At 36.4% G+C, this 9,967-nt stretch carries 8 protein-coding genes and 1 pseudogene; 6 read left to right on the forward strand and 3 right to left on the reverse strand.

The features are described from left to right. Positions 1-41: 41 nt before the first annotated feature. From MUB24_RS20580 to MUB24_RS20605, 6 genes are all read left to right on the forward strand, one after another. Entirely contained in the window at positions 42-845 is an 804-nt protein-coding gene (locus tag MUB24_RS20580) for a carbohydrate ABC transporter permease (RefSeq protein ID WP_244707409.1), read from the forward strand. A gap of 439 nt (positions 846-1,284) precedes the next feature. Next, positions 1,285-2,427, forward strand: coding sequence for a sensor histidine kinase (locus MUB24_RS20585; RefSeq protein WP_244707402.1), 1,143 nt, complete (start codon positions 1,285-1,287; stop codon positions 2,425-2,427). Between the two features lie 46 nt (positions 2,428-2,473). After that, positions 2,474-3,151 carry a response regulator transcription factor gene (locus tag MUB24_RS20590; RefSeq protein ID WP_280517093.1) on the forward strand — a complete coding sequence of 226 codons (678 nt, stop codon included), beginning with the start codon at positions 2,474-2,476 and terminating at the stop codon, positions 3,149-3,151. 230 nt (positions 3,152-3,381) lie between these two features. After that, the gene (locus tag MUB24_RS20595; RefSeq protein ID WP_244707403.1) at positions 3,382-4,224 is read left to right on the forward strand and encodes a DegV family protein; all 843 of its coding nucleotides are present in this window, start codon (positions 3,382-3,384) and stop codon (positions 4,222-4,224) included. Positions 4,225-4,267: 43 nt separating this feature from the next. Continuing rightward, positions 4,268-6,031 (forward strand): cache domain-containing sensor histidine kinase, encoded by a 1,764-nt coding sequence (locus tag MUB24_RS20600; protein WP_244707404.1) that lies wholly within the window; start codon positions 4,268-4,270, stop codon positions 6,029-6,031. Between the two features lie 7 nt (positions 6,032-6,038). Beyond that, complete coding sequence (locus MUB24_RS20605; protein ID WP_244707405.1) at positions 6,039-7,568, forward strand: response regulator transcription factor; 1,530 nt, start codon at positions 6,039-6,041, stop codon at positions 7,566-7,568. 366 nt (positions 7,569-7,934) lie between these two features. Here MUB24_RS20605 and MUB24_RS23755 read toward each other — a convergent pair. The 3 genes and pseudogenes from MUB24_RS23755 to MUB24_RS20615 form a co-directional block, all read right to left on the reverse strand. Then, a pseudogene (locus MUB24_RS23755) lies at positions 7,935-8,135 on the reverse strand (type II toxin-antitoxin system RelE family toxin); the annotation flags it as partial. Positions 8,136-8,193: 58 nt separating this feature from the next. Further along, positions 8,194-8,421 (reverse strand): hypothetical protein, encoded by a 228-nt coding sequence (locus MUB24_RS20610; protein WP_244707406.1) that lies wholly within the window; start codon positions 8,419-8,421, stop codon positions 8,194-8,196. A gap of 453 nt (positions 8,422-8,874) precedes the next feature. Then, positions 8,875-9,771: a helix-turn-helix domain-containing protein gene (locus MUB24_RS20615; RefSeq protein WP_244707407.1), complete on the reverse strand. Its 897-nt coding sequence runs from the start codon at positions 9,769-9,771 to the stop codon at positions 8,875-8,877. Positions 9,772-9,967 lie beyond the last annotated feature (196 nt).

The raw sequence follows: 9,967 nt of genomic DNA on the forward strand, positions 1-9,967 counted from the left end.
GGGGTGCCAAAGTGAGTAAAACTCAAAATTTGCTGAAGACAATGGGGCTACATTTTTTACTTATGGTAGGGGTTTTCATCTCGATCTTTCCGTTTTATTGGCTGACCGTGATGTCAACGAATAAAACGAGTGATATTTTACGTTTTCCACCAAGGCTAGTGTTTGGGTCTGAATTGATAAACAATATCCGAAATGTACTGGATAATGTTGACTTTTTTCAATCTTTTTTGAATACATTATTTGTCACCATCGTCTCTGCTCTTTGTGTCTTGTTCTTCTGTTCACTGGCAGGATTTACCTTTGCAAAATTTCAATTTCCCGGGAAAAACTGGTTATTTGGGCTTTTACTTGTCACCCTCATGATTCCGTCGCAATTATCCTTTATCCCATCCTATATTCTCATTTCCAAAATAGGCTGGGTGGGTACGTATAAAGCTCTGATTGTTCCGGGAATTGCCAATGCTTTTGGAATCTTTTGGATCAGACAATTTTCACAAGAATCGATCAATGATAGTCTGCTTGATGCAGGAAGATTAGACGGGTGTAATTATTTCCGACTCTATTGGAATATTGCCTTACCAATTTTGCGACCTGCGTTAGCCTTTCTCGGGATTTTTTCCTTTATAGGTGTGTGGAATGATTATCTATGGCCACTTATTGTTTTGAATGATCCAGCCAAATATACTTTACAAGTTACTCTATCCCAATTAAATGGCATTTATGATACCGATTATGGTATGGTCATGGCAGGTACACTCTTAGCCACACTTCCTCTAATTATCATGTTTCTATTTGTTAGCAGACAATTTATTTCGGGGATCGCGGCAGGAGCGGTAAAAGATTAAAAAATGGAAAGAGGCATGAAGTCAAATTCGGACTGAAAGCCTCTTTTTTTTGACTCAAAAAGTGGCTATGCCTTTAGATTCTAAAATAGTCTTGACTTTTGAATCACGATACCATGTTCGGAAGGGAGGGATAGGAAAGAAGCAATACATCGATCATTCTTGAAATAATTGTAAGATAAACTTAATATTCATGAGAAATATACATGATATAATAATTATTACATACTTTTGAAGCATCGGTGGAAAAAATAATGGATAAAGTGAAGCGGATAAATAGCCCATTATCACTATTCCATAGGTCTTTAGTAACATGCATTTCTCAAAGTGATTAGACTTTAAGTTGGATTTTTTCCAATTTATGTCATAAGAATAGTTGGAATATAAGGAATCATGTAAAATAAGATTTGATTCAGAAAGGGGTGTATCCCGCGGCGGAACGATGGCACTAAGAAAACTTGATGTAAAAACACTGGATTTTATTGTAGAGCAAATGATTGATACCGTCGATAAGAGTAAAGACGAAATCTTTCGGATTGGTGAACAATGCCGTAAAGACCATGATACCCTAATCGAGGAATTAAAAGAGATCAAGGCGAAGGTGGAGAAGGTGATTAGCGAGAGTGATGATCTCGAAGAAAAATCGAGATTTGCAAGAAAACGACTCTCAGAAGTTAGCCGAAACTTTAAAACATACTCTGAAGAACAAGTTCGAGAAGTATATGAATTTGCCCATAGTTTACAGACAAAATATATTATTAATGAACAATTAGAAAAACAGCTTAGACAAAGAAGAGATGACTTAGAAAGAAGATTATTAGTTTTGCAGGAGACGATTGATCGTGCCGAATTACTTGTATCTCAAATCACCGTTATCTCCAATTATCTTGTTAGTGATATAAAAGATATAGGGATTGCACTTGAGGATGCAAAAATGAAGCAAGATTTTGGTCTGCGGATCATTGAGGCTCAAGAGGAAGAACGGAAAAGAATTTCCCGTGAGATTCATGATGGGCCTGCCCAGCTATTAGCGAATGTGTTAATTCGCTCCGACTTGGCAGAGAGAGTACATATTGAAGAAGGACCTGATCAGGCTTTTAAAGAGATTCGTAGTTTGAAAGAAATGATCCGGGATGCTTTGTACGAGGTGCGAAGAATTATTTATGATTTACGTCCGATGGCACTGGATGATTTGGGTTTGATTCCAACCCTTGAAAAATATCTATCAACTTTAGGTGAATACCACCAATCAGTGGATATCCAATTCATAAATCTGGGGGGAGACAAGCGTTTACCAGGAAAATATGAAGTAGCACTCTTTCGACTCATTCAGGAATCTGTCAATAATGCACTAAAACATGCGGAAGCAAAGCAAATTAAAGTGAAATTAGAAGTTTGTCCTGATCGGGTTTCTGTCCTTATTAAGGATAATGGAAAAGGGTTTGATCCAGCCGTGAACAAAAACGGTTCCTTTGGTTTAATGGGAATGAAGGAACGAATCGAGATCTTAGAAGGGAAGCTAAATGTTGAATCCGCTCCTGATAAAGGTACAATGATTCATATAAAAATTCCTGTATTAGAATAAAGACATTGAAGAAACTGCCGATAGATATTTAGGGGGAGTAATTACGATGACAAAGATTGTTATTATTGATGATCACCAATTGTTCCGTGAAGGTGTAAAACGAATTTTAGAATTTGAAAAATCTTTTTCCGTTGTGGCGGAGGGGGACGATGGTTCTGATGTGATCGAATTAGTAGAGGAATACCATCCCGATGTGGTTCTACTAGATATTAATATGAAAAATACAAACGGTATTGAGGCAACTCGACAATTGATCGAAGCCTATCCGGATACAAAAGCAATGATTTTATCGATCCATGATGATGAAGCCTATGTCACACATGCTTTAAAGACAGGGGCATCTGGCTACATGCTGAAAGAAATGGATTCAGATGAGTTGATCGAAGCTGTAAAAGTAGTGGCAGATGGTGGCTCCTATATTCATCCGAAAATCACGCATAAATTGGTTAATGAATACCGCAGACTGGCTAACCAGCAAAATGATGGTCATGGCTATCAACAGCCTGAAGTTCAAATTCCGCTTCACCTGCTAACGAGCCGAGAATGTGAAGTATTGCAACTGCTTGCAGATGGAAAAAGTAACCGAGCCATCGGCGAAACACTTTACATCAGCGAAAAAACAGTTAAAAACCATGTGAGTAATATTTTACAAAAAATGAACGTCAATGATCGGACACAAGCTGTTGTCACAGCCATCAAAAACGGCTGGGTCGAAGTTCGCTAAACCGAAAAGGAATCTGTTAAAAGAAATTGGCAGATTCCTTTTTTTATTGGTCAGTATTCCTATAATTCTATTTATTCGCCGTTACCAGCATTTTTTCGTGGTGGTCTAGACTTAATTCGCCCTTAGCTATAATCGGGTCTGTTGTTTCCTTTTAAATTAGTCTTTTCAAAGTGAAGGTAATTCGATAGAATGATGAAAACGATAGTATTAGAAAAACGAGGTTGATACGAATGAAGGTAGCTGTTGTTACAGATAGTACTTCTTATATACCAAAGCATATTCGTGAAACACTTGATATTCATATAATTCCTCTTAGTGTTGTAATCAAAGGAAAGACCTACAAAGAAGAAATTGATCTTACTGCGGAGGATTTTTATAAAAAGGTTAAAAATGAAGATCAACTTCCCACTACGACTCAACCACCTATTGGAGAATTTGAAGTCTTATTCGCAGAACTAGCGAAAGACTATGATGCGATTATAACCATCCATCTCTCCAGTGGAATTAGTGGTACTTTTCAAAGTGCTGTAGCCGCCGGGGATATGGTTGAGAATGCGAAAGTATATCCTTATGATTCCGAAATTAGTTGTATGGCACAAGGATTTTATGCCATAAAGGCAGCCACGTTAGCAAAGGAAGGTAAAAAGCCAGAAGAAATAGTAGTCGTTTTAGATGAAATGAAAAAGAATATGCGCGCCTATTTCATGGTCGATGACCTCACCCATTTAGAGCGGGGAGGGAGATTATCCAGTGCACAGGCAATTATTGGAAGTTTGCTGCATATCAAGCCACTTTTACACTTTGAAAACAAGGTGATTGTCCCTTTTGAAAAAATTCGCACACGAAAGAAAGCGTTGAAACGAATGGCCGATTTGTTAGAAGCAGATGTCAAAAAAGGGAAAGCCTTGCAAGCCACGATTATTCATGCAAATCGCTTAGAAGAGGCAGTAGAATGGAAATCTGAACTTGCAAATCAATATCCTAACGTGGACTTCCATATTAGCTATTTCGGTCCTGTCATAGGCACTCATCTTGGGGAAGGCTCGATGGGACTTTGTTGGACGATAAAGTGAAACTTCATTCAGTGGGGGGTTCTAAGGGGATGGATATTGTTTAATGACAAAAAGAAACCACTTTATGAAGAAAATTTATTTTAATCAGCCGATTAAGAAAAAGCTGATTATCTTAATCTCCTGTATTATGTTTATTTCTCTGCTATTAACCGTAATCGGTTTACAATTTGCTTTTCATCGCTATGATGAACAATTATATGTAAAATCCGCCCAAGTATTGAATATGTCGGCGGATAATATCGAAAATGAGTTAGAAAACATTGAAAGGGTTTCCTATACCATTGCAACGGACCCCCTTATTCAACAATACTTAATTAATTTAAGAGAAGAACAGACTGAATATGAAAAACATTTAATTCGGTCAAAAATCACGGATAAAGTGTTGAATTTAATTAATTCTGAAAGTTATATTGAGGCTGTATATATCGTGGATACCCATGGGGAATCCAATATTGCTGGAAAAAGACCAAGGAAAATTCCAGATGAAATAACGAAAGAGATTATAGATCAGTCAAGCAAAGCGATTGGGAGTCATATTTGGTTAGATCAGCTTGAAAGTGATATTACACTTGTTTCCGCACGGGAGGTTAGAAGATTCCAAGATTTTAGTTTTGATCATCTTGGAACCGTAATCATTCGTGTAGACACAGATAAATTAATCCGTCATTTTATGGAAATCTCCCAAAGGATGGAAGGGTATTTTCTGATTATGAATTATGAAGGTGAGCCTATCTATTCCCTTGAATCAGAAGAGATAGGGAAAAAGATATGGGTGGATCAGAATGACACAGGATATCGTATTGAAACGATCAATCATCGTAAATATTTTATTGTCCAGATGCAATCAAGCTTTTCTAATTGGACGTATTTCAATGTCATTCCTTTTGATCGGATTTTTCGCCATATCCAATTTATCAAAACGAGCGTTCCCGTTTTATTTATTATCTTGTTTGTTTCTGTACTAGCCATTGGCCTTACATTTGCCAAAAGTATTACAAACCCATTAGAAAATTTAGCGGCTGGAATGAAATATATTCAAAAGGGGAATTTTAGCAAGGCAAAAAGTGAGATCTTATATATGTCGAAAGTCCATAAAGATGAAGTGGGTGATTTACATAAAAATTTCCTTGCCATGACAGAGCAAATAGATGATTTAATACATGCGAATTATTCCAAGCAAATTATGATTAAGGAAACCGAATTTAAAGCATTACAGGCTCAGATCAATCCACATTTTCTCTACAATACGTTGGAATCGATCAATTGGTTAGCGAAAAGCAATCAACAAACACAAATTTCGAATATGGTAGAGTCACTTGGTTACTTATTACGAAATTCCATGAGTTGGAAGGAACCACTTGTTTCAATTGAAGAAGAGCTGAAAATTGTTCTAAATTATGTAAGGATTCAACAATACCGTTTTGAGGAAAGGTTAAATTTCCATATCGATGTGGATTCAAGCTTATACCCCTATAAAATTCCGAAATTAACCTTACAACCTTTAATTGAAAATGCGATTCACTATGCTTTGGAACCGATGATAGAACCGTGTATGATTACGATCACCTCAAGGAAGGAAGAAAATTCGCTGCAATTAATTGTGAGGGATAATGGACCTGGAATGGATGATGACTTTCTGGAACAAGTAAGGGAACACCAAGTCCAAACAAGGGGACAGGGAATCGGATTAAAAAATATTGATGAACGGATTAAGCGGCTTTTTGGTGAACAATATGGATTACGAATAGAAAGTGAAGTGGGCGAAGGCACTTGTATCATCATTCTACTTCCGTATGATAAAGGGTGAGATCATAATGTATAAAGTTTTGCTCGTTGATGATGAAAGAATTATTCTTGATGGGATTTCAAATTTTATCCAATGGGAGACCTATCAAACAACATTAATCGGAACGGCAAAAAATGGGGTAGAAGCGTATCAAATCATTGAGGAAAAACACCCAGATATTGTCATCACAGATATAAAAATGCCTGGAATGAATGGGGTAGAACTAGTTGAAAAAGTTCATGAAAAGTACCCCGAGACCCATTTTATCATGATTTCAGGTTTTGCTGAATTTGATTATGCGAAACAGGCGATGCAATATGGTGTGAAGCATTATTTACTAAAACCTTGTAACGAGAACAGTATTATTCAAGCTTTAGAGGAATGTAAAGAAGAGATAGAAAAGATCCAAACTATTCAAGAGATGAAACAGCGATTAGAAAAAATGCTTCCATATGCAAAAGAACAGTTACTAAAGGAATTTGTCACAAGTGATGGATATGGAAGTAAAGAATTGGAATATTATCAGCTGATTTTTCGTATGAAGCTGCGTGATCCGCTTGTAAAGCTTGTGCTCTTTCAAATTGAGGATCTTTTTGATTATGAGCATTTATTTGCAATTAAAAATATTTCGGAACATATTTTTGAGAAGATGATTCTTAGTTGTACGGTGGGGGAGCATGTTTTACTTGTGATTAGCGTTTCGTCGCAAACGGACAATTTGCATAAGCAAATAGAGCAGATTCGGGAACGTTTTTTTCAATATTATCAAAAAGATACAACCATTGCTGTTAGTGAGGCAGGAAGAATGATTTCGTTAAGAAGGCTTTATAAACAAACTTTAGAATGTCTTCAGCATCGCTTCTATTTGGGGGAAGGGAGTATTATTACAAAAGACGATATTTCAACTCAATCGACACAGGAAAATGATCTACGATATGATGAGCAAAAGTTTTGTTTATTCGTAAAATCAGGACGATGGGAGGATGCAGACAAGGAATTAGCCCGTTTTTTTCAGCAATTAGCCCAACTTCGTTTAGATATCCAAACAACCAAATCCTATTGTGTTCAACTTTTTAATGGAATGATTCGAATGTGCCATCCAGAACAAATGAAGGAATACTTGCTCGTTATGCCGCAGTTACTAGAATTGGATACGATTCACAGCATGCATACCTTTTTTTCGAAGGTTGCAAAAGAAATCACCCTTCATTTTTATCAGCAAAATAAAAGCAACCATTCGGCTATTATTCAGAAGGTCCTTCATATCATTGAAGAAGAAATAGGCAATCAAGAGCTTTCCCTTCATTTCATCGCAAACGAAAGAATGTTTATGAGCCCGGATTATTTAGGCAAGCTGTTTAAAAAAGAAATGGGGGAGCGCTTTTCGAATTATATGACAAGGGTTCGAGTGGAGAAGGCGATTGAGCTGATTGATAGGGACAAGGATGTAAAAATATTTGAGGTGGCAGAAAAGCTGGGTTTTACAGATTCACAATATTTTAGTCAAGTTTTTAAGAAGATAACCGGCCTTACTCCTTCAGAATATAGGAAGGTTTGAGAGGAAAAGGTCGCTTAAATTACATAAGACTTTTGTTAAGTGCCGTTACGGTTCAGAAGGTAGACTCCCTCACTTTTACTTATTATCCTTTTATCTTATTAGTTTGATTTTGCTTCCCCACTGTTTAGTGTTTAGGAGCAATTCTCATAAAGGTATTAAATCTTGGGCGGTTATTTATGTTACAGGTGGTGAATGTTGAGCGAGTAATCGAACTCAGCCCTTGTCCACAGCAATGTAACAATATGAGGCTAACAGGAAAATCATAGGAATAAATGACCGCTAGTTAGCTGTTTATCCAATACTAAATAGCTAAGAGCCGTTTGTTTTTTATGTTTTTATGATATCTATGTGTTAAACTGTTATAGTTTATAAATTCTTATAAACTTGCCCTCGATTGTCGATGTCGATAACAATTATTAGTAGTCGATCATCTTCCAGTTTATAGACTATCCTCATACTTCCTACTCTTAGTCGAAAAGTGGGTTCTAATGCACCTTTCAGTAGCTTCACATCATTGTTTGCGTTGTCTCTAGGGTTTTCAGCCAATTGAAGGAGACTATGTTTAAGCCTTTTTTTAGTTACGGAATCTTGCTTATTAAAATACTACTTGGCTTTTTTGGTAAATTCAATATTGTACATCCGAATCACCAAACACTTCCTTAAAGCTATATGTTTCTCCTCGTTTTATCTCCTCAAGCCCTTCATTAATCTCTTTGATCTCTTCGTCTGTTAATTCTTCCTCTTCCAGAGTGTCAAAAAACATTTGTTTGTAATATTTTTCTAACTGTTCTTGGTCTAATTTATCAACAAGTTCCTTTACTTGTTTTCTTTTTTCTTCGATGCTCATTGCCAATTTTAATCACTCCTTTTTGCTTTATTATACCACATGAACGAATTATAAATGCTGATAACTTGGTTATTATTTTATAGTTTATCCCGAATTAACTGGCAGTAAGACCCCCACTTCAATAATTCGAGGAAAAAACGAGAATTGTAAGTGGGGGATCAACTGAAAGTCAAATCCCCGATTCGTTCAGGCCAACAGGACGTTGGTCACTTAGGCGTTGCCGCAGGACGCAGCGCATTTAGCCTAAGATCATTATTATTCAGTGGGGGATGAAAAAAACCCCCACTGAATGAAGTTTCACTTTATTACGTGCGGCAGGTACATTTTATATGCAGTCAACTGCCGGTGGATAAGTACTTAACCATTACGACAGGAGATTTGGATTTTCTCCTTTTGTCGAATGGTCGAATTAAGAAAGTTGAATGACTCAATCTATTGGATAAAGGTGTTAAGGTATCCTTATTCATTGTTCAATTGTTTTCGATAATAGGCTTTTCTAAATTCTGTTGGGGTCAGTTTTACATACCTTTTAAAAAGTCTCATAAAATATTTCTCATCATTTATCCCAACGATAGAGGCAATTCGTTTTACGCTTGTATCTGTTCTGGACAGAAGATCCTTTGCTTTGGCTATTTTAAGGATATGAATGTATTCTTGAATATTCATTCCTACTTTTTTCTTGAAAATTCTAGTTAAATAATCTTTGTTATAATTAAATTTTTCAGCAATGGAATGAACGGAGATATTCCCCATCGCATTAATACGAATCCACTCCATAATAGTGGCTAGTTTTTTATCGGTATCGGTCCTTTCGAATGAAGTTTGGAAGTTTGTGACCGTTTGTTCTGACAGCTCGATTAATAATGAGGTTGCTAAATAGTCAATCGCATGATTGTTATAATAATTGGCGGTTGCGACATCCAATAGCTGGTTAAAGAGAATATTGATACGCTCTATTTGTGATGGAGTTGAATAAATGGGTAAAAAGATGTTTGAATTTGTTCCATTAAGATGCGGATTTGCCCTTAATTCCTTGACTAAATCGTCCATCATCTCCCCATCGATTTCTTCAATTTGGGTATTGCAGTAAAAGTGAAACCAATAAAAAGATACTCCAGATTTGCTATTAGAATAACCTGAATGCACGGTATCAGGCTGTATGAACAAAATATCACCAGGTTTTACTTCGTATGGAGTCCCGTCCACCTCCATATATAGTATTTCATCCACCCCAATAATCACTTCGTAGCTATCGATTGTGCGTTTTACATGTCTCCAAGATTCGTTTGAGATAAATTGACCAACAGAAATACAGTCAATAGGTGAATGAATACTCGTCCTTAAATATTTATCCATTAAGTTACCCCTTTTAAAAGATTCGTATTGTCAAAACTTATATAGTAAAAAGTTAATAAAATCTTGATTTATAGGGCTTAGAATACAAAAAACTTGCCACCCCCCTAAAATCTGAAGATAATTGAGGTTACCACACACCCAAAATCCCAGAATAGGAAGTGACAAGTTGTACCCTCAATTATTAACTTATTTACTC

It is taken from the genome of Lederbergia sp. NSJ-179 (genome assembly GCF_022867885.1).
Taxonomy (GTDB): domain Bacteria; phylum Bacillota; class Bacilli; order Bacillales; family Bacillaceae_C; genus Lederbergia.